20 protein-coding genes and 1 tRNA gene are annotated in these 18,922 nt (G+C 62.9%); 10 read left to right on the top strand and 11 right to left on the bottom strand.

Features of this window, described 5'->3' with window-relative positions; genetic code table 11:
* Positions 1–482 precede the first annotated feature (482 nt).
* The 5 genes from AACW18_RS13085 to mepA all read right to left on the bottom strand — a co-directional run bounded on the left by AACW18_RS13085 (position 483) and on the right by mepA (position 3,506).
* Positions 483–570, bottom strand: a tRNA-Ser gene (locus AACW18_RS13085).
* 177 nt (positions 571–747) lie between these two features.
* Entirely contained in the window at positions 748–1,365 is a 618-nt protein-coding gene (locus tag AACW18_RS13080) for a TPM domain-containing protein (protein ID WP_042652370.1), read from the bottom strand.
* 22 nt (positions 1,366–1,387) lie between these two features.
* The gene (locus tag AACW18_RS13075; RefSeq protein WP_218388905.1) at positions 1,388–2,119 is read right to left on the bottom strand and encodes a TPM domain-containing protein; all 732 of its coding nucleotides are present in this window, start codon (positions 2,117–2,119) and stop codon (positions 1,388–1,390) included.
* A complete protein-coding gene (locus AACW18_RS13070) occupies positions 2,116–2,706 on the bottom strand; it encodes a LemA family protein (RefSeq protein WP_218388904.1) in 591 nt (196 codons plus the stop codon). Before AACW18_RS13070 ends, AACW18_RS13075 begins: the two co-directional genes overlap by 4 nt.
* Positions 2,707–2,762: 56 nt before the next feature.
* On the bottom strand, positions 2,763–3,506 hold the full coding sequence (gene mepA / locus AACW18_RS13065; protein WP_042652524.1) for a penicillin-insensitive murein endopeptidase: 744 nt from the start codon (positions 3,504–3,506) through the stop codon (positions 2,763–2,765).
* Between the two features lie 177 nt (positions 3,507–3,683).
* Between mepA and AACW18_RS13060 the strand changes: the two genes are divergently transcribed.
* Both AACW18_RS13060 and AACW18_RS13055 read left to right on the top strand, forming a co-directional pair.
* Positions 3,684–4,226: a hypothetical protein gene (locus AACW18_RS13060; protein ID WP_218388903.1), complete on the top strand. Its 543-nt coding sequence runs from the start codon at positions 3,684–3,686 to the stop codon at positions 4,224–4,226.
* 217 nt (positions 4,227–4,443) lie between these two features.
* Positions 4,444–4,722 (top strand): RNA recognition motif domain-containing protein, encoded by a 279-nt coding sequence (locus AACW18_RS13055; RefSeq protein WP_081965963.1) that lies wholly within the window; start codon positions 4,444–4,446, stop codon positions 4,720–4,722.
* Positions 4,723–4,793: 71 nt separating this feature from the next.
* On the opposite strand, the gene AACW18_RS13050 is transcribed toward AACW18_RS13055, so the two are convergent.
* Positions 4,794–5,693, bottom strand: a complete 900-nt coding sequence (locus tag AACW18_RS13050) for an aldo/keto reductase (protein ID WP_218388902.1) — start codon at positions 5,691–5,693, stop codon at positions 4,794–4,796.
* A 122-nt stretch (positions 5,694–5,815) separates the two neighbouring features.
* Between AACW18_RS13050 and AACW18_RS13045 the strand changes: the two genes are divergently transcribed.
* The 3 genes from AACW18_RS13045 to ltaE all read left to right on the top strand — a co-directional run bounded on the left by AACW18_RS13045 (position 5,816) and on the right by ltaE (position 8,126).
* Positions 5,816–6,223: an XRE family transcriptional regulator gene (locus AACW18_RS13045; protein WP_218388901.1), complete on the top strand. Its 408-nt coding sequence runs from the start codon at positions 5,816–5,818 to the stop codon at positions 6,221–6,223.
* An 80-nt stretch (positions 6,224–6,303) separates the two neighbouring features.
* Positions 6,304–7,020: a short-chain dehydrogenase gene (locus AACW18_RS13040; protein WP_218388900.1), complete on the top strand. Its 717-nt coding sequence runs from the start codon at positions 6,304–6,306 to the stop codon at positions 7,018–7,020.
* Positions 7,021–7,109: 89 nt separating this feature from the next.
* Positions 7,110–8,126, top strand: a complete 1,017-nt coding sequence (ltaE, locus tag AACW18_RS13035; protein WP_218329056.1) for a low-specificity L-threonine aldolase — start codon at positions 7,110–7,112, stop codon at positions 8,124–8,126.
* A 74-nt stretch (positions 8,127–8,200) separates the two neighbouring features.
* On the opposite strand, the gene AACW18_RS13030 is transcribed toward ltaE, so the two are convergent.
* The 4 genes from AACW18_RS13030 to AACW18_RS13015 all read right to left on the bottom strand — a co-directional run bounded on the left by AACW18_RS13030 (position 8,201) and on the right by AACW18_RS13015 (position 11,488).
* Positions 8,201–8,632, bottom strand: a complete 432-nt coding sequence (locus AACW18_RS13030) for a PAS domain-containing protein (protein ID WP_042652362.1) — start codon at positions 8,630–8,632, stop codon at positions 8,201–8,203.
* Between the two features lie 59 nt (positions 8,633–8,691).
* Positions 8,692–9,711, bottom strand: coding sequence for a response regulator (locus AACW18_RS13025; protein ID WP_218388899.1), 1,020 nt, complete (start codon positions 9,709–9,711; stop codon positions 8,692–8,694).
* A gap of 53 nt (positions 9,712–9,764) precedes the next feature.
* Positions 9,765–10,703, bottom strand: a complete 939-nt coding sequence (locus AACW18_RS13020; protein ID WP_218388898.1) for a LysR family transcriptional regulator — start codon at positions 10,701–10,703, stop codon at positions 9,765–9,767.
* A gap of 83 nt (positions 10,704–10,786) precedes the next feature.
* A complete protein-coding gene (locus tag AACW18_RS13015; RefSeq protein WP_218291220.1) occupies positions 10,787–11,488 on the bottom strand; it encodes a DUF2982 domain-containing protein in 702 nt (233 codons plus the stop codon).
* A 169-nt stretch (positions 11,489–11,657) separates the two neighbouring features.
* Here AACW18_RS13015 and AACW18_RS13010 point away from each other — a divergent pair, with 169 nt between their 5' ends.
* The 5 genes from AACW18_RS13010 to AACW18_RS12990 all read left to right on the top strand — a co-directional run bounded on the left by AACW18_RS13010 (position 11,658) and on the right by AACW18_RS12990 (position 17,583).
* Positions 11,658–13,598: a putative bifunctional diguanylate cyclase/phosphodiesterase gene (locus AACW18_RS13010; protein WP_042652523.1), complete on the top strand. Its 1,941-nt coding sequence runs from the start codon at positions 11,658–11,660 to the stop codon at positions 13,596–13,598.
* A 154-nt stretch (positions 13,599–13,752) separates the two neighbouring features.
* A complete protein-coding gene (locus tag AACW18_RS13005; protein WP_218290949.1) occupies positions 13,753–15,318 on the top strand; it encodes an AbgT family transporter in 1,566 nt (521 codons plus the stop codon).
* Between the two features lie 67 nt (positions 15,319–15,385).
* Positions 15,386–16,111, top strand: coding sequence for an oxygen-insensitive NADPH nitroreductase (nfsA, locus tag AACW18_RS13000; RefSeq protein WP_218388897.1), 726 nt, complete (start codon positions 15,386–15,388; stop codon positions 16,109–16,111).
* A gap of 159 nt (positions 16,112–16,270) precedes the next feature.
* The gene (locus AACW18_RS12995; protein ID WP_042652356.1) at positions 16,271–17,035 is read left to right on the top strand and encodes a hypothetical protein; all 765 of its coding nucleotides are present in this window, start codon (positions 16,271–16,273) and stop codon (positions 17,033–17,035) included.
* On the top strand, positions 17,029–17,583 hold the full coding sequence (locus tag AACW18_RS12990) for a VOC family protein (RefSeq protein ID WP_218388896.1): 555 nt from the start codon (positions 17,029–17,031) through the stop codon (positions 17,581–17,583). The genes AACW18_RS12995 and AACW18_RS12990 overlap by 7 nt, the downstream gene beginning before the upstream one ends.
* Positions 17,584–17,647: 64 nt before the next feature.
* On the opposite strand, the gene AACW18_RS12985 is transcribed toward AACW18_RS12990, so the two are convergent.
* Positions 17,648–18,859, bottom strand: coding sequence for an MFS transporter (locus tag AACW18_RS12985; protein ID WP_218388895.1), 1,212 nt, complete (start codon positions 18,857–18,859; stop codon positions 17,648–17,650).
* Positions 18,860–18,922 lie beyond the last annotated feature (63 nt).

The raw sequence follows: 18,922 nt of genomic DNA, 5'->3' as shown, positions 1-18,922 counted from the left end.
CCTTGTTTTCGGCCGGGGAGAGAGAATCATGAGGGGAAGGGGAGAAAGTGGTTTTTACAGTCGAGTAGAGCAGGGGAGAAGGGGGTGCCAGCCAGCAAAGCCCGGCTGGGGGGCGGGTTCTTACGATGGAGTGTTCAATCGGGATTGCACGGGCTTCCTATGGGCAGCTTTTGGCCGTCCGGGAGGGTGGCCTGCCCTATTGTCGAACCAGGGGCCGAACCGGGCCGCCCGTCACAGGATAAAGCAAAAGGGCTCGTCTTTCGACGAGCCCTCAAAGCAAAAACCCGACCTGATGGCCGGGTTTTACTGTTTGGCGGTGGGTCGGGATTGACTCGCGCCATCCCTGGCGCTCGCCCTGCGGGCAGCCTGCGGCTGTCCAAGGGGGCTGTCCTGCCCCCTTGTCGAACCAGGGTTATAACCGAGCCGCCCATCACCGGATAAAGCAAAAGAGCCTGTCTTGCGACAGGCCCTTTTGCTTTATTTGGCGGTGAGGGAGGGATTCGAACCCTCGATACGTTGCCGTATACACACTTTCCAGGCGTGCTCCTTCAGCCACTCGGACACCTCACCAAATTTTTGACTGCTGTTTAACGTGTTCAATCGCCACGTGCTTCGCTGCGCTGTTGCGCTGGAACGGGGCGTAATTTAGGGGAAAGCTGACCCGGGGTCAAACACTTTTCCCCTTATTTTTCAGAATCTTTATCGAATGCCTATCCCTTGCGCAGAATGCCGGTTTTTTAAGCCGGATCAGGGTTTATCCAAAATGATCAGGCTGTCGGGCAACTCGTTCTGATCCCGGGTGGCCGGGAACGCATCGGTCAGGATGGCGCTGGTGCGCTCCACACACTCGAGGAAACCCTGCTCGACCTCCTTGTTGCGCACCCGCACCACGAAGTCATCGATGATCTGCTGCCACTGGGCGTTGTCGATGTGCTGGGCGATGCCATCGTCCACCAGGATTTCCACATAGTGCTCGGCCACCGAGACGAAGATCAGCACCCCCAGCCTGTCCCGGGTGCGGTGCAGCCCCTGCTCGACAAATTGCAGGCGGGCCATCAGCGCGGCCCGGTGCTGGCGCACCTTCCTCGGGATCAGCCGCATCTTGATGGGGGTCCAGTGGAACAGCAGGCTGAGCAGCAGCCAGACCGACCATTGCACCAGCAGGATCTCGTACCAGCCGAGCCAGAAGCCGAGTTGGAACACCAGCAGGGGGGTGAGCATGGCCAGCAGCGCGGCCCACAGGGTGGGGATGTAGCGATAACCGTCGCTGGCCGGGGCCAGCACCGTGACCAGCTCGGCGTCCGTTGCCTGTTCGGCTTGCCGTACCCTGGCCTGCAAGGTGTGATAAAACTGTTTCGAAATCATTATGTTGTCTCTTTATCCCTGATTACCAGCCACCGGAGGCACCACCGCCCCCAAAACTGCCGCCGCCACCGCTGAAGCCGCCGCCACCGAAACCGCCGCCGGAGCGACCGACCCCGAAGCCCGTGGCCAGATAGGCCGCCCGGCGACGCCCGCCCGAGCCACCTCCGCCGCCGCCTCGCAGGTTGTGCAGCACCAGCATCACGATCACCGCCAGGATGAACAGCCAGGGGCCCCCCAGCTTGTCGTCCTGCTTGGCGGCGTCCGCCGGTTGGTACTCACCGGCCAGGGCCTGCATGATGGCCTGGCTGCCGGCGACTATGCCGGCCACCATGTCGCCGCGTTTGAAGGCGGGCAGGATCCGGGTCTGGATGATGTTGGCGGCGATGGCATCGGGCAGGGCCCCCTCCAGGCCATAACCCACCTCGATGCGCACCTTGCGCTCATCCTGGGCGATCAGCAGCAGCACGCCGTTGTTGCGCGCCTTCTGACCTATGCCCCAGTGGCGACCCAGCTGATAGCCGTACTCTTCGATGGTGTTGCCATCCAGGCTGTCGACCGACACCACCACCAGCTGGATGCCGCTGCGCTTCTCGAAGGCGGCCAGTTGCTGGGTCAGCTGATGCGCCTGCTTGCGCGACATCAGGCTCGCCTCGTCCACCACCCGGCCGCTGAGGGCCGGAAACGCGGGGGCCGCCTGCAATGCCGTCGCCCACAGCAGCAGGCAGGGCAGCAGCCAGCGGATCACTGGGCTCATTGGAAGCTGACCTTGGGCGCCTCATCGGCACCCGGCTTGGCGCTGAAACTGGGTTTGGCGGTCAAGTCCGAGTAGAGCAGCTTGGACCAGATGACGCCCGGGAAGGTGCGGATCTCGGTATTGAACTGGCGCACCGCCTCTATGTAGTCGCGTCTGGCCACCGCGATGCGGTTCTCGGTGCCCTCCAGCTGGGCCTGCAGGGTGAGGAATTGCTGATCGGCCTTGAGATCCGGGTAGCGCTCGACCACCACCATCAGTCGGGAGAGGGCGCTGGAGAGCTGATCCTGCGCGGCTTCAAACGCCTTGAGCTGGGACGGATCGCTTAGCTGCAGGCTGCCCACCCGGGCGCGGGCATCGGTCACCGCCTTCAGGGTCTCCTGCTCGTGGTTGGCATAGCCCTTGACGGTCGCCACCAGGTTGGGGATGAGATCGGCGCGGCGCTGGTACTGGTTCTCGACCTGGCTCCAGCTCGCCTTGACCTGTTCATCCAGGGTCGGGATGTTGTTCATGCCGCATCCGGTCAACCCCAGCAGCAGGGTCAGCATCAACAGGTTCTGCGTGGTCGTGCGCCAGAGAGAAGTGGCCATCTTGTTGTCTCCATTGGATCTATTTGATTCGGCGCTGACACCATACCAGCTTGTGGTCAGCCGCCACAACGGCTCGGTAGCACCGGGGCCTGGTAGCTCATTGACACCCTGGGTAGCTGGGGTTTGTCCTTGATCCAGGAGGCCAGCTCGGCGCCACAGCCGTTGCCTGGCGGGATCGGCGCCTGGGGTTGGCAATCCGGGCTGCCCGCCGGACAGCGCAACCTGACATGGAAGTGGCTGAAGTGGCCAACCCAGGGACGCAGCTTGTGCACCCAGGGCTCGTCACTCGCGCGCCGGCACACCTCGGCCTTGAGCACGGGGTTGATGAAGATGCGGGTTACCTCGGGCTGGCTGGCGGCCAGCCGCAGCAGCGTGAGTTGCTGCGGCCCGAAGCGGCCCGGCAGCAGCCGATAACTGGGCTCGTCGATCAGCGCCCACTCCTTGGGGGCATCCTGCTCCCACTTGCTGATGGGGCGATCGGCCATCCGGAACCAGATGTCGGCGTCGAGGCCGGTCTGGTGGCTGCGGTGGCCGGAGCTGAAGGGGCCGCCCCGGGCCATGGCCAGATCGGCGATGTAGAGATCCGGCATGCCGGCCAGCCGGGTCTGGTTGGCCAGTTGGGTGAGGTAGTGGATGAGATCGGGATGGCCGTAGTAGCGCAGCCGTTTGCTGCGGATCACCTGATAGCCGGGTCCCTCCAGCGGCAGGGCCATGGCATGGGTCAGGCAACCGGCCGAGTAGCCGCCGATGGCCTCGGCGTAGAGGGCACTGGTCATGAACAGCAAGGTGGTGGCAAGCATGAGACTCTCGACGATGGTGGCGTGGCTGGCTCAGAGAACCTCAATCATATCAACAGAGCCGGCCGGTCGTCATCCGCATCGCCAAGCGGGTTGCCACGGGCGGGCCGGCTCACGCACAATGCGCGCCAACGCCAAACAGGAACGCCAAGACCGTTCCAATCGAGAGAGGATCTGGAGATGAGAGTCAGTGAATTGGCAGCGCAGGCGGGAATACGCTGGCTGATGCCCCCGGTGCGACGCTTCTACGGGGTCATGATCGGCCTGCTGCTGGCGAGTCTGGGCACAGTCGTAGCCGCGCTGTGGCTGGGTTACCCCGAGATGGGGCTGCTGCCCTGGGTCGGCCTGGTGTTTGGCGGCATAGTGCTGGTGATGATGGTGCTGCCGCGCAACTGGCAGCGCTGGCGGCTGGCCGAGCTCGCCTGGGACGAGCGCCACCTCTATCTGCTCAACGGCGGCGACGACAAGGCGCTGGCCCTGCCCAGATCGGCGCTGGTCGGCATAGCGCGGGATCGCAAGGTGGGTCACGATGGCCAGTGGCTCGACTTCAGCCTGGATCTCGCACTCGATGCCGACACCCTGGCCGAGGCCGCGGCCTTGCTGGGGCTGAGCCGGGAAGGTACCCACGAAGTGGCGCCCGGCATCTACCGTTTCGGCTTTAAGCGAGCCTGGCACGGCCGTCGTGCCCTCGGCGAGGTGCTGAGTGTGCTGCAACCCATATGAGTTGACTATTTTCTCGACAATTTGCCATAAAGCTCAGATACTGCCTCTGATTCGAATTGATCTTTCCTGCTCCGTTAGTCCAAGAGATCAATGACTTGGACTACGGGGTGGGGAGTGCCACGGCATGATGCCATGGCAGGTCCGGCTTGGGGGTTGTGCCCTTACTTCCAGGTCGGTGGATGCATAGATAAGGCACCTTGAATCGAGAGTGGATGGCATGAAGATTTACGTAGGTAATCTGTCGTACCGGATGACGGCCGACGAACTGACAAATGTGTTCAGCCAATTTGGAGAGGTAGAGAAGGTCGATATCATCATCGACCGCGATACCGGTCAGTCCAAGGGTTTTGGCTTCATTGAAATGCCTGTCAACGGGGATGCCGAGAAGGCCATCGCCGGGTTGCATGGCACCGAAATAGGCGGCCGCACTATCACAGTCAATCAGGCCAAACCGAAGACAGATGCACCTCGTGGTCGCCCTCAGCGCCATCGTTGAATCGTCTCGATAACGCAAAACGGCATGGATCACTCCATGCCGTTTTTGTTTGTGCGGTCTGCCGGCGAGGGTCAGGGCACGTCGTAACCGAGCGCGGCCTTGCGGATGCGGAACCACTGCTGGCGGCTGAGCTGGATGGATTCGGCGGCGACGGCGGCGGCGATCCGCTCCCGCTTGCCTGAGCCGATGAGCGGCAGCGGCTGGCTCGGCAGCATCATCACCCAGGCGTAGACCAGCTGTTCGATGTGCTCGGCACCCACCTCATGGCGGATCTGTTCGAGCTCGGCGCGCAGCGGGACATAGGCGGGATCGTTGAACAGCCGTCCACCACCGAGGCAGGACCAGGCCATCGGCTTGATGCGCAGCTGCTGGCACTGATCCAGGGTGCCGTCCAGGGTGCAGTCCTGGTTGAGCGGCGAGATCTCCAGCTGGTTGGTGACCAGCGGGAAGTCGAGGCGCGATTGCAGCAGCTCGAACTGGCGCGCGCTGAAGTTGGATACCCCGGCGTGCTTGATCTTGCCCGCCTGCTTGAGGGTGATGAAGGCATCGGCGACCGCATCGGCATCCAGCAGCGGATCCGGGCGGTGGATCAGCAGCAGATCCAGATGGTCGGTGCCGAGTTTTTGCAAGGAGGCCTCGGCACTGGCGATGATGTGGGCCTTGCCGGTGTTGTAGTGGTTGAGGGCATGCTCCGGCTTGGCGGTGAGGGCGATGCCGCACTTGCTGACGATTTCCATCCGGCTGCGCAGGGAGGGCTCGAGGCGCAGGGCGTGACCGAAGGCCTCCTCGCACTGATAACCGCCGTAGATGTCGGCGTGATCTATGGTGGTCACTCCCAGATCCAGGTGGTATTTCATCAGATCCAGCAGCGCGGCCGGGGAGAGTTGCCACTCCATCAGGCGCCAGTAGCCCATGATGAGGCGGGAGAAGGTCGGACCCTGGGCGTGCAGGGCGAGACGGGATATGGACATGGTGACTCCTAGGCGGATAGATGAAGAGGAATAAATGCTGCCAGCATCTTGGTCTCTTCTGTTGGACAAGGCAATAATGCGCCCCTCGCAAATTCGAACTTTGGTTCTGGGGGAAGAGAAAGATGGAAGGATTTGCCGCCAGGCTGCAGAGCCTGATCGGGGAGGGCAGCGTCAGCGCCTTCGCCCGCAAGGTGGGGTTGAGTGAGGCGCTGCTGCGCAAATACCTGAAGGGGGCCGAACCCGGTCTGGGCAAGGCCAACCAGATCGCCATGGGGGCCAACTGCTCGCTGGAGTGGCTCGCCACCGGCTGCGGCTACCTCTATCGTCAGGCCGAGGTGGTCGACAGGGAGGCCTTGGCCGCCGCGGGCATTCTGCTGCAGGAGCGGATGCCGGACTCCCCCCAGCCCGACGAGCACCAGCTGGTGACCCTGCTCGCCTATTACCAGTTTTTGCGCAGCCACAAGCAGGCAGACGGTTTTCTGGACCTGGCGCGGGCCCGTGAATTTGGCCGCCATCTGGGTGATGCCTGAGTCAGGGAGAGGCGGCCTGAGCTGCCGTCGGCCATTATTCTGATACCCTCTAAACAAACGGCAAATTCAAGGGTAGTGATATGGGCTATCTGATCCTGGGCAGTGGAGGTTTGGGCACGGCGCTGGCACGGGAGCTGGCCAAGCGTGGTGAGGAGTGGCAGCTGGCGGGCAGGTTGCCGCCAAAGGGGCTGGATCCGGCCCGCTATTTCCCGCTGCAGGAGGTGGACCCGCTCTCCTTCGAGGCGCTGTTCACCCTCTATGAGCCCGCGACGCTGCCGAGCGTGGTGATCAACACCATAGGCCTGCTCTATGATCTCAACTTCATGCCGGAGCGGCGGGTGGAAGAGGTCACACCCCAGTGGCTGGGGGAGAGCCTGCAGGCCAATGCCTGGCCGCACCTCGCCCTCGGCGCCTGCCTGAGCCGGCTGATGCCGCCGGATGCCCGTCTGTGGCTCTGCTCCCTCTCCGATCTGGCGGGCAGCCTGGGCAGCCAGGAGGTGGGCGGTCCACATTCGACCAGCCGCTACAGCTACCGGATGAGCAAGGCCGCGCTCAACATGGGCGCCAGGATCCTGGCCGCCGAGTGGGCCGAACGCTTCCTCTGGGCCGGGGTCATCACGGTCCACCCCGGACTCATGGACACCTCCATGCAGCAACCCTTCCTGCACGACCTGCCCCCGGGCAGCCTGCAAGATCCCAACCTGGTGGCGCCGCAACTGCTGGATCTCATCGCGGGCCTGTCGCTGGCGCAGTCGGGCTCATTTGTGGACTTACAGGGGCGGCCGCTGCCCTGGTGAGCCGTCAGCGGGCTCACATTCCCGCGACGGTTTGCTTGCCAAGTCAGTCCTGGCTGGCTAACTTCATCCTCCTGCATCAGGAGGATGTCATGCGCTATATCGATTTACGAAGTGATACCGTCACCCAGCCCACGGATGCCATGCGCCAGAGCATGCTGCACGCCGAGGTGGGCGATGATGTCTATGGGGAAGACCCCAGCATCAACGCGCTGGAGCGCCGCGGCGCCGAGCTGCTGGGCAAAGAGGCGGCGCTGTTTGTGCCATCGGGCACCATGTCCAATCTGCTGGCGATGATGAGTCACTGCCAGCGTGGGGAAGGGGCCGTGCTCGGCAATGCCGCTCACATCTATCGCTATGAGGCGCAAGGATCGGCCGTGCTGGGCTCGGTGGCCCTGCAGCCGGTGCCCATGCAGGCCGATGGCACCCTGGCGCTGGCCGATGTGCGCGCCGCCATCGCCCCCGATGACGCCCATTTTGCCCAGACCCGACTCATCTGCCTCGAGAACACCCACAACGGCAAGGTACTGCCGCTGGCCTATCTGCACGAGATGCGTCGCTTCGCCGACAGCCAGGGGCTGCGGCTGCACCTGGACGGCGCCCGGCTGTTCAATGCCGTGGTGGCGAGCGGTCAGGGGGTGCACGAGATTGCGGCCCCCTTCGACAGCGTCTCCATCTGCCTCTCCAAGGGGTTGGGCGCACCGGTGGGATCCCTGCTGGTGGGGGCACAGGACTTGATCGCGCGGGCCAGACGGCTGCGCAAGATGCTCGGCGGTGGCATGCGTCAGGCGGGGAGCCTGGCCCAGGCCGGGCTGTTCGCCCTGGAGCAGCATGTGACCCGCCTCGCTGACGATCACCGCCGTGCCAGACGGCTGGCCGAGGGGCTGGCGGCCTTGCCCGGCATCGAGCTGGATCCGGACCTGGTGCAGACCAACATGGTGTTCCTGCGGCTGAGCTCTGGTGAGAGCGCCCCCTTGCTCGCCTTCATGAAGGAGCGGGGCATCCTCTTCTCCGGCTACGGCGAACTGCGGCTGGTGACCCATCTGCAGATCAATGACGACGACATCGAAGAGGTGATCGATGCCTTCACCGAGTACATGGGGCGCTAACAGTGGCTTCGGTCACAGATGATCGAAAGAAGGGCGCCCCGGGGCGCCCTTCTTCATGAGGTCGAAACTGCGTCTCAGCCCTGCCGCCTGTCCAGCATTAGCATGGCCTCGTCGGTGGCGTCGTAGATCATGATGGCGATGTGAGTGACCTGGCCGCCGAAGTCGGCCAGCGGCACCAGGGTCAGGTTCTGGTACATGTGGGGCGCCGAGCCGGTGATGGGGCGGTAGTTGGAGAAGCGCAGCAGGTAGGGGCGCTGCTCCCAGGTGCTGAAGGCGCGGTTGTTGAGCTTGAACACCATGTTGGCCTTGCGCTCCAGCCAGGCCCGATCCACGTCGGGGAAGAGGTCGAACAGCACCCGATCGCGCACCTCGCCGGCGAGCCGGCTGCTGTGGCTCTCCATGAAGCCGTTCCACACCTGTATTCTGTACTCCCTGTCGAGCACCACCAGCCCCACGTCCAGGTTCTGTACTATGTTCATCAGCCAATGAAATTCACGGATTTCCATGGTCACTCCTGGAGAATGTGCTTGATGTTGTTATGGATGCTGGCGATGGGATCAAACCGCTAGAGCATGTGCATGATCTTGTTGTTCATGGTGGCGATGGAATCTTCGGTAAACAGCAGCAGCAGATCGCACTGCACCGCGTAGTCCCGGATCTTGTAGTTGATCTCGATGGCCAGGGTGCGGCGCCAGCGGCTCTGGTTGGTGCGGATCAGATCCTGGATGGACCTGTGCTGACCGAGCACCACCGGATGGCCTTGGCTGAAGGGGGTATCGAGCTGGCTGGCGTAGCCGCGCAGGAAGGCGCCGATCAACACGTTGGCGGTGTCCATCAGCAGCTCCAGCTCGGCACCGTGATCCAGCACGCCCTGGTGCTTCATCAGCCGGGCCAGATCCTGGAAGCTGGCGTCGTGGAACAGGATGAGGGCCTCCCCGGCGATGCCGGCACCGATGAAGCCCTGGCAGACGGCGGAGAGGGTATCCGACTCGGCGGCGGCCGAGAGCGCCATGTGCAGCTCGGAGACCTCCAGCACATTGACGTTCGGGATGGGCAGCAGCACGAAGGCGTCGAGCAGGCGTGCCAGCAGATCGGCGGCCTGACCCATGGCGACGTTGGCCAGCTCCTGATAGACATCGCGCAGCTCGGCGTTGAACGGGATGGCGCTCTCGGCCAATATCGGGTGGACGGGGGCTGTGGGCTCGTGGCTCGCGGTGCTCGCCTCCTGCCACAGGCCGTGGCGCTGGAGGAGGGCGCGCAGGGTCTCGGGGACGGCCGGCTTCTTGATGAAGTCCAGGGCGCCCAGTGCCATTACACGTTGATGGGCTTCCGGCTGGATATCGCCGGAGACCACGATCACCTTGTTGCGCAGCCCCTCTCGCTTGAGCGTCTCCAGCACTCCGTAGCCATCCATCTCCGGCATGGTCAGATCCAGGAAGATCAGATCGCCGTGCCCCATCAGGATCTGCTCTATCCCTGCCAGGCCGTCGGCCGCCTGGTGCAGCTTGATGTTCCAGTCCGCAGGCAGGGCCCGGGCCAGCTGCTTTCGCGCAAACCCTGAGTCATCACATATCAATACATTCATGGTGTTAGCAGACCTGTGTCACGAGAGTTGCGCTAAGTGTGGGCCGCCAACCGTCAGATGCAATGGGGCTGGGGGGTGGCCGGTGAAAATTGCTCGTCCCATTGGCGATTGCGGTAGTGGGCGGAGTATTTCTCGACAAATTCGGCGAACATCTTAACACGCAACGGGGTGAACTGGGGCTGGCAGCGCAGCATGTAGAAGGGGCGCCGATCCGAGCGCCAGTCCGGCAAGACGGCCACCAGCTGCTCGTCCTGCAGGAAGGGGGGCACATAGTGCAGCGGAGCGTTGACGATGCCGAGGTGACGGCGGGCGGCCCGCACCGCGGCCTGGGTCTGATGGACGGTCAGCCGGGCGGCCCGTTTGACCTGCACCCTTTGCTCGTCCCGCCCGATCAGCTGCCAGTGCTGATGTGGCCAGCAATAGATGAGATCGTGCTCCTCCAGCTGGGCCGGGTGGGACGGGGTCCCCATCTTCTCCAGGTAGAGGGGGGAGGCGAACAGCCCATATTCGATGTGGCCGAGGCACTGGGCGTTGGGCAGCACCTGGGGCAGCTCGCCGTTGAAGAACATCAGGTCTCTGTCCTGATCGCACAGGGGATGGTGATCATTGGTCTGGCTGATGTCGAACTGCACCTTGGGGTAGCGCAGGCCGAAGTCGGCCAGCATGTCGATCAGGATGGTATTGGAGAGGGCGATGGGGGCCGCGAGGCGGATCACGCCGCTGATGTCGGTTTCCTGGCCCTGGATCTCGCCGGCCGCCTGCTCTATCTCGGCCAGCGGCGTGCACAGGCGCTCATAATAACGCAGCCCCTCGTCGGTGAGGCGCAGCTTGCGGGTGGATCGGTGCAGCAAGGTGCAGCCGAGTTGCTCTTCCAGCTGGGAAATACGTCGACTGATGGTGCCGGTCGGCATGCCCAGCGCGGCAGCGGCGTGGGAGAAACCGCCCTCTTGCACCACCTTGACGAACAGATAGAACTCTTCGATGTACTTCATAAGCGGTATAAGGGGTGTTCTGAATGTAACAAGCCAGTGACCATATGAAACAGTCACCCGGCTTGGCAAGCGCAATCCGGCGTTTAATTGATCTGGATTAGATTCGACTCGCGTCTGTACTGGTTCAATAGGCGGATAAATTCGGCGGGTGCCCGATCCAGGCTGTTGTCGGGCACCAGCAGGTCATAGCCCAGCAGATCGCGCAGGCGGACCATGCGGTTGCCCAGCATGGCGATGACCCCCTCGTAACGCTGGCCGGAGGGGGAGCGAAACCGGCTCTCTTCCAGCAAGCCCTCTCCCAGCAGGCTGGCGCCGCAGCCTCCGCTCAGGCACTCAGGTCGCTCGCTGTTGATCGCTTGCAGCAGCACGGCCCGCTGCTCGGTCAGCAGACGGACGGCCAGCCTGGGTGTGATCAGCGTCAAAAAATCGTCGTAATCCTTAATTTTCAAGCCGATGTAGGGCAGGGCGACCAGATCCCACCCTAAATGGATACGTGGCTGGTCGATCCGCTGAATATTTCTCCATTTCAGGATCCAACCCCCGTACTTATGGTGATATTGCAGGCAATCGTGACACAGAGAGAGGCTTAAATGAGGCTCACTTAGTTTCAGGGCCCCGATAAGCGTCATCATCAAGCCAGCCAGCAGACCGATCATGGCGGGGATTAAGGGTTGTTCGCGGAGCAAAAAAAGTATAAAAATCATAGCAATGGTGACGGCTATGCCCAGCCATACCAGTGTGAGTCCATTTTTTCTGACCATGGGTATCACATGTAGCGTTTTCATATGAAGTCGGCCCTCTTTTCACATGCTTTTTTCCAGATTATGGGCTGGATCTGATTTTGTACCAGCACGAGGGCCCCGCTCGGCGCGTCATCGTGGCTGGTGTTGCTATGAGCTCCATCATGAATCACTTCCCAACATGAATACGCTAGACGAACGCTTACTGAATGCGATTGATGTGCTGCATACCCCCATCTGGATCTATGACATCCAGCATCATCACATCTATTGGGCCAATGGCGCCGCGCTGGTGCTGTGGGAGGCGAGCTCGCTGACCGAGCTGCAATCCCGCGACTTCTCGGCCGACATGGCCGCCGCCATCGACCTGCTGCTGCAGCGCTATCTCGGCGACTTCCAGCAGGGCCGCAGCTACAACGAGTGGTGGACAATCTCCCCCAAAGGGGTCAGGAAGCAGGTCTACCTGCGCCTCTCCGGGGTCGAGATCGCCGGACGCCTGATGATGATGACGGAGGCGGTGATCGATGCCGACACCCTCTATCAGGAGTCGTCGCTCGCCGCCGGCGATACCCTGGCCTGTCTGTTCGACAACAAGGGACGCCTCGAGAGCGGCAACCATCACTTCGATCTGTGCTTCGGCAATGCCATCACCCAGTTGACCCAGATCTTCTCCGGCAGCGATGAGGCCTTCTACCGGCGTCTGTCCCATCTCGACGAGGTGGTGGCCGAGGGGGAGTGCCGTACCCTCAAGGGGATGCGCTGGTTCCAGTACCAGTTTCGCCACATCCAGCAAGGGGCCAGGATCCTGCTCACCATGCGTGACATCACGGATCGCAAGCTCGAGGAGCTGGAGCACCGCCACCTGGCCTGGCACGACTCCCTCACCGGCCTGCTTAACCGCTATGGCCTGATGAAGTCCCTCGAGGCCTATTGCGGCCTGGGGGGGCGCTTCGCCCTGGTGTTCATGGACCTGGACAACTTCAAGCTGGTCAACGACAACTATGGCCACAAGGCGGGGGATCGCCTGCTGGAGCGAGTGGCCGGCCGGCTCAAGCAGATCTGCCCGCGGGATGTCGAACTGGCCCGCCTCGGCGGTGACGAGTTCACGGCCCTGGTGCCGCTCAACCAGTCAAGCGAACGGGCGCAGGAGGTGGCGGATCTCATGCTCTCCCAGATGACCAAGCCACTGCAGCTGAGTGGGGTGCCCGAGGTCACCATAGGCGGCAGCATCGGCATCGCCATCTATCCGGACGACGCCGATGACGGCGACAACCTGATCACCCGCGCCGACATGGCCATGTATCAGGCCAAGCAGATGGGCCGCCTGCGCTGGCAGCGCTTCACCCCCAGCATGCAGCAGAGCCTGCACCGCAAGCTCACCCTGAAACAGTTCCTGGCCAAGGCCATAGGCCGGGGGGAGTTGAGCCTCTGCTATCAGCCCCTGGTGGATGTGGCGCAGGGCAAGCTGATCGGTTACGAGGCACTGCTGCGCTGGTACAACCCTGTGCTGGGGCAGGTCTCTCCGGCGGAGTTCATTCCCCTGGCCGAGGACATGGGGCTGATCCGCGAGATCGGGGGCTGGGTGCTCTCCACCGCCTTGGCCCAGATGGGGGCGTGGCAGCAGCAATACCAGGTGAGGGTGCCGGTCTCGGTCAATCTGTCCGGCTTCCAGCTCACCCCCTCCCTGCCGGAGCTGGTGGCCGAGCAGCTGAGGGAGTTTGGCGTCGATGCCAGGCTGCTGACGCTGGAGCTGACCGAAACCGTGCTGATGCTGGACATGAAGGGCTGCATCGAGATCCTCGACGCCCTGAGCGAGCAGGGGATCAAGATCGCCATCGACGACTTTGGCACCGGCTACTCCTCCCTTGCCTACCTCAACCGGCTGCCCATCGATACCATCAAGCTGGATCGCTCCTTCGTGGTCGGTCTGAACCTGCCGGTGATCCGGGCCACCGTCGCCATGGCCACCAGTCTCGGGCTCGGCATCCTGGCGGAGGGGGTGGAGGACGAGCACGAACTGGCGGCCCTGCGTGCCCAGGGCTGTCATGTGTTCCAGGGTTTCCTGTTCAGCACCCCGCTGACGGCGGAGCAGGTGGTGGTGGCGGGCTTCGGGATCCACGGCAAAGCAGGGCATTATCCGCTGGTGGGCGATTGAATCCGGTATTCGATAATGTGCGGTATATCCCGTTTATTGAGTATTTTATGCAAAATTAAACGTAATTAATCGAATTTATGGCTTGTATCATGGGATTCATTGGAGTTTATCGCTAGGATGCGCGCTCATTCCTTGGTAATGGAGTATCACCATAATGAGTCAAGCCACAGTGAACGAGCGTCCGGCCAGCCCGCCCAACGGCTGGTTGAACCGCTTCCTGAACGGGGTCGAGAAGGCAGGCAACAAACTGCCGGATCCCGCCATGCTGTTCCTCTATGCCTTGCTGATCGTCTGGGTCGGTTCCTGGATCCTCTCCCAGTTCTCCTTTGATCTGGTCAATCCCCGCACCGGGGAGGCCGTCGTGGTCAACAACCTGCTGACCGGGGCTGGCCTGGCCGAGTTCCTCGCCAGCATGGTCACGACCTTCACCAGCTTCGCCCCGCTCGGCATAGTGCTGGTGGCCATGCTGGGGGTCGGGGTGGCCGAGCAGTCCGGCTTCATCAACACCGGCCTGAAGAAGCTGCTGAAAGTCACCCCCGCCCGTTTCCTGACCCCCATGCTGATCCTGGTGGCCATCGTCAGTCACACGGCGGCCGATGCGGGTTATGTGCTGGTCATCCCCATCGGTGGCATCATCTTCCACGCCGCCGGGCGCCACCCGCTGGCCGGGATAGCCGCGGCCTTTGCCGGGGTCTCCGGTGGCTTTGCCGCCAACTTCCTCCCCTCGGGCGGTGATGCCCTGTTGCAGGGCTTCACCCAGTCGGCGGCCCAGCTGCTCGACCCCGATTACATGGTCAACACCCTGTGCAACATCTTCTTCACCGGTGCCTCCTCCCTGCTGATCATCTGCGTGGGCTGGTTCATCACCGAGAAGGTGGTGGAGCCGCGTCTCAGACACATCCCCCTCAACGAGGAGCTCGAGAGCGCCGACGAGATGGGACGCTACAGCGCGCAGGAGAGCCGCGCCTTCAACTGGGCCGGCTTTGCCATGCTGGCGGCCATCGTCCTGCTGGGGCTGGCCCTGTCACCGGGCGATTCGCCGATGCGGGCGGCTGATGGCTCGCTGACCACCTTCGCCGCGCCCGTGATGAAGTCCATAGTGCCGCTCATCTTCCTGCTGTTCATCCTGCCCGGTATCGTCTACGGCTTCGTGGCGGGGAACTTCAAGAGCGGCAAGGACGTGATCGATGCCATGTCGGCCACCATGAACAAGATGGGCTCCTACATGGTGATGGCCTTCTTCTGCGCACTCTTCATCAAGGCCTTCGGTGACTCCAATCTGGGCACCCTGCTGGCGCTGTCCGGCGCCGAGGTGCTGCATGCCCTGGCGCTGCCGGGAGAGGTCACCATAGTCGGCATCATACTGCTGACCGCGTCTGTCAACCTGGTGGTGGGGTCGGCCTCGGCCAAGTGGGCGCTGATCAGCCCCATCCTGGTGCCCATGCTGATGGCGGTCGGGATCTCACCCGAGCTGACCCAGGCGGCCTACCGGGTGGGGGATTCCGCCTCCAACATCATCACCCCGCTGATGGTGTTCTTCCCGCTGGTGGTGGTCTATTGCCAGCAGTATGTGAAGAGCACCGGGATCGGTACCTTGGTCTCCATGATGCTGCCGTATTCGCTGGCCTTCCTGGTGAGCTGGAGCATCTTCCTGCTGCTGTATTGGGCAATGGGCTTCCCGCTCGGGTTGCAGGCGCCCTATGTGTATCCTGCCCCCTGAGGGTGACGAGGGGCCTTGGGCCCCTCGCTTTTTTTGGGTAAAGTGAGGCCTTCTTCCCGGAGGCACCATGAACCCGACCATCGATCTTATTCTCGCCCATCGCTCCATTCGCCAGTTTACCCCCGAGCCCATCACCCCCCGGCAGCTCGATCAGATCCTGAGCGCCGCCCAGTCCGCCTCCAGCTCCAGCTTCCTGCAGGCCAACAGCATCATCCGGGTGACCGACAAGGCGCTGCGCGCCACCCTGGCCGAGCTGGCCGGGCACCAGGCCTATGTGGCCGAGGCGGCGGAGTTTCTGCTGTTTTGCGCCGACTATCAGCGCCACAGCCAGATAGTGGTCGATGCCCAGACCGGCTATGTGGAGCAACTGCTGATCGGGGCCATCGACGGCGCCCTGATGGCCCAGAATGCCCTGCTGGCCGCCCAATCCCTGGGGCTCGGCGGCGTCTACATCGGCGGGATCCGCAACAACCCGGCGGCGGTGAGCGAGGCGGTGGGGCTGCCCCATCAGGTGATCCCCCTGTTCGGCCTCTGCCTTGGCCACCCCGCCCAGCAGCCGGAGCAGAAGCCCAGGCTGCCCCGCGATCTTGTCGTGCACGAGAACCGTTATCCGGCCGAGCTCGATCGCCCTTTGCTGGCGGATTACGATCGGCAGATCCACGACTACTACCTGGCCCGCAGCGGCAACAACAAGCAGCAGACCTGGAGCGGCCAGATCAAGGCGATCCTCGGCAAGGAGGCGCGCCCCTTCATGCTGGGATTCCTGCAATCCAAGGGGTTTTGCCTCAAGTAATGAGGGCCGCGGGCGATATGAGTGATGGCGCGTGTCTGTCGCGACCCGCGGCGGCGCCGGCTTGCATTCTGTGAGGCAGGGCAGAACCCCGCGCTACCTAATGCGGGTAAGCTGTTGTAGGATCACGCAATTGATTTGGGACAGGAGTTTGAACATCCTATGATTTTGACCTTGATATTGCTGTCTATTGGCGCACTCCTGTTTCTGGTTATCGCCTATAACGTGGTGCAGCAATACAAACAGAAGGCCGAGGCGGACAAGCGCCAGGCCATCGCCCGCCACAAAGCCGTGGCGGACGAGACCGAAGAAGTGCTGCTGAACGTCAACCTGGTGCCCTTCTCCAAGAACATGGTGCTGCTGTTGCAGCACCGGATCCTGGACGCCTACCGCGCCATCGCGCAGGTGATGCCGAGCGGCCAGATCAAGCAGCGCATCGCCGACGTCCAGACCCAGATCAAGAGCGTGCAGGAGAACTACAGCGGCCAGGACGAGGGTCACTTCAAGACCCCGGAATCCGATCGCCAGGCCATCCAGATGTTGCAGCTGGCCAAGAAGATGCGGGCCGTGCTGCGGGTCGAGCACAACAAGGGCAAGATAGATCCCCATGGCTTCGCCCAGGAGGATCGCCGCCTCGAGCTGATGCAGCTCAAGATCAACATCGCCAACCTGATCAAGCGGGCCATGGATGCCCAGATCCAGGGGCAATACGGCACCTGCCGCCAGCTTTACACCAAGGGATTGGGGGCCCTGGTCAATGTCTCCGACAAGGATCCCTACCTGCTGGCGCGGGAAGAGGACATGCGTCAGGGGATGCGTCAGCTGGAAGAGCATCTGCAGCAGCACAGCGAGAAGGAGCTGCAGACCATCAAGGACAAAGAGGCGGACGAGCTGGACGTCCTGTTCCAACCCAAGAAGAAATGGTGATCATGTCCCATCCACTGGATACCACACTGGGGCCCATGGCCCCATTTGTCGGCCAACTGCTGGTCGAATTGACGCCGCTGATGGGGGAGATCACTACCCCTGTGGTGGATCACCTCTGTTACCGTGCCGCCAGCCTGCCCGAATACCTGAGCCTGAAAGCCGAGCTGGCCCGCCATGGCGTGCTGCTGGTGGAGGGGATGATAGGGGGTCGCCCCATCGCCACCTATCGGTTGCATCAGCCCCTGTGCTGGCAAGCGCTGAGCGTGCCCTGCATCGAGCTGGCCGCGCCCAAGCCGGGCCGCAGCCATCAGGCGGGGCTCGAGCATATCGAGCTGGTGGTGCCGTCGTTGCATGAATTGGTGGCAAACCATCCCGGTCTGCCGTTCAAGACCGGCAACATCGATGATGGCCGCAACCCGGATGTGGGGCTGATGCTGCCCTCCGGGCAGATCAAGTTTCACCTGCGCCCCCTGAGCGAGGTGATCGACGAGGAGCTGCGCAGCGGCGCCGTGGTGCCGGTGCCGACGGACTATTACGACAGCCTGTGAACCCGTCTGTACCCAACAAGATCAGGCCCCGACATCGGGGCCTGATCTTGTTGGGCTTGGAGCCTCAGGAGGAGTGACAGGAGAGGGGACGCACGCTGCGCCCCTTCAGCTGGCCGAGCCAGAGGCTCAGGGCGGCGGTGACACAGAGTACCAGCTCGATGCCGAGCACCAATCCCCCCAGACCGCCCCGCTCCCAGAAGGGGTGCAGGTAAAGCCCGCCCAGACTGGCCCCCAGATAGTACCCCACCAGATAGAGTGACGAGGCGAGCGCCCGGTTGTGCTCCACATGCTGGCCGACCCAGGCGCTGGCACAGGCGTGGGCGAGGAAGAAGCCGAAACTCGAGATGAGCAGGCCGCCGAGGATGGCGGTCAGCGAGCCGTGCAACAGCGCGAGACTGCCGAGCGCCATCAGTGCTATCCCGACCAGCAGCAGCCGTTGGGCGCCCCAGCGCTGGGCGCCGCGCCCGCTCAGGGAGGAGGCCAGGGTGCCGGTGAGGTAGGTCAGGAACAGCATCCCCAGCCACTGGGTCGGCAATGAGAAAGGGGCCTTGGCCAGCAGGAAGGTGAGGTAGCTGTACTGGTTCAGGAAGACCATGAAGTTGAGCCCGCCGATGAGATAGGCACCGACCAGCAGCGGGTTGCTGAGGTGGCTCTTGATGGCCCCGCGCAGTTGCCCGGGCGCCGCCACCACGGCCACGAAACGGGTCTGGGCCGGCAGCAGCCAGATGACCAGCGGCAGCAGGGAGAGGCTTATCAGCCCTATCCCGAGGAAGGTATGTTGCCAGTCCCCAAACCAGCCGGCCAGCAGGCCGCCGACCACCCGGCCCGCGATCCCGCCGAGGGAGTTGGCGGCGATGTAGACGCCGACCGCAGAGAGCAGGGCGCGTTTGCTGAACTCCTCCCCCATGTAGGCGATGGCGGTGGCGGGCAGCCCAGCCAGCAGCACGCCTTGCAGGATGCGCAACGTCACCAGTTGCTCAAATTGAGTCACCCAGGGAATGCACAGGGAGAGCAGGATGGCGCCGGTCAGCGTCCATAGCATGATCCGGCGTCGCCCGAAGCGATCGGCTAGCCGGGCACAGATCAGCAGTGAGCCCGCGAGCCCGGCGGTGCAGCCCGCCAGCGTCCAGCCCGCCGACAGCGAGCTGACGGAGAAGACGTCCGCCAGCAGGGGTAACAATGGGTGGGTCTGGTAGAGATTGAGAAACACCAGGAAGGATCCCAGGCTCAGGGCCAGGGTGGCGCGTATCCACTCGCGACTACCTGCTTCGATCATATGCGTTGTCCCGACGACTTTTGTGCAGAGTAGTGGGTCGCTTGATATAAATATAATATATTT

Source organism: Aeromonas sp. sia0103, from assembly GCF_963895295.1.
GTDB classification, from domain to species: Bacteria; Pseudomonadota; Gammaproteobacteria; order Enterobacterales; family Aeromonadaceae; genus Aeromonas; species Aeromonas encheleia.
The sequence above is the reverse complement of the archived record's forward strand: the minus strand, read 5'-3'. Positions and strand labels throughout refer to the sequence as shown.

Coding starts and splice junctions, on each gene's coding strand:
- AACW18_RS13055 (WP_081965963.1), top strand. CDS start 4,444: ATGAAGATTTACGTAGGTAATCTGTCGTACCGGATGACGGCCGACGAA.
- AACW18_RS13040 (WP_218388900.1), top strand. CDS start 6,304: ATGGGCTATCTGATCCTGGGCAGTGGAGGTTTGGGCACGGCGCTGGCA.
- ltaE (WP_218329056.1), top strand. CDS start 7,110: ATGCGCTATATCGATTTACGAAGTGATACCGTCACCCAGCCCACGGAT.
- AACW18_RS13045 (WP_218388901.1), top strand. CDS start 5,816: ATGGAAGGATTTGCCGCCAGGCTGCAGAGCCTGATCGGGGAGGGCAGC.
- AACW18_RS13080 (WP_042652370.1), bottom strand. CDS start 1,365: ATGATTTCGAAACAGTTTTATCACACCTTGCAGGCCAGGGTACGGCAA.
- AACW18_RS13075 (WP_218388905.1), bottom strand. CDS start 2,119: ATGAGCCCAGTGATCCGCTGGCTGCTGCCCTGCCTGCTGCTGTGGGCG.
- AACW18_RS13070 (WP_218388904.1), bottom strand. CDS start 2,706: ATGGCCACTTCTCTCTGGCGCACGACCACGCAGAACCTGTTGATGCTG.
- AACW18_RS13060 (WP_218388903.1), top strand. CDS start 3,684: ATGAGAGTCAGTGAATTGGCAGCGCAGGCGGGAATACGCTGGCTGATG.
- nfsA (WP_218388897.1), top strand. CDS start 15,386: ATGAACCCGACCATCGATCTTATTCTCGCCCATCGCTCCATTCGCCAG.
- mepA (WP_042652524.1), bottom strand. CDS start 3,506: ATGCTTGCCACCACCTTGCTGTTCATGACCAGTGCCCTCTACGCCGAG.
- AACW18_RS12985 (WP_218388895.1), bottom strand. CDS start 18,859: ATGATCGAAGCAGGTAGTCGCGAGTGGATACGCGCCACCCTGGCCCTG.
- AACW18_RS13015 (WP_218291220.1), bottom strand. CDS start 11,488: ATGAAAACGCTACATGTGATACCCATGGTCAGAAAAAATGGACTCACA.
- AACW18_RS12990 (WP_218388896.1), top strand. CDS start 17,029: ATGGTGATCATGTCCCATCCACTGGATACCACACTGGGGCCCATGGCC.
- AACW18_RS13030 (WP_042652362.1), bottom strand. CDS start 8,632: ATGGAAATCCGTGAATTTCATTGGCTGATGAACATAGTACAGAACCTG.
- AACW18_RS13050 (WP_218388902.1), bottom strand. CDS start 5,693: ATGTCCATATCCCGTCTCGCCCTGCACGCCCAGGGTCCGACCTTCTCC.
- AACW18_RS13005 (WP_218290949.1), top strand. CDS start 13,753: ATGAGTCAAGCCACAGTGAACGAGCGTCCGGCCAGCCCGCCCAACGGC.
- AACW18_RS13020 (WP_218388898.1), bottom strand. CDS start 10,703: ATGAAGTACATCGAAGAGTTCTATCTGTTCGTCAAGGTGGTGCAAGAG.
- AACW18_RS13025 (WP_218388899.1), bottom strand. CDS start 9,711: ATGAATGTATTGATATGTGATGACTCAGGGTTTGCGCGAAAGCAGCTG.
- AACW18_RS12995 (WP_042652356.1), top strand. CDS start 16,271: ATGATTTTGACCTTGATATTGCTGTCTATTGGCGCACTCCTGTTTCTG.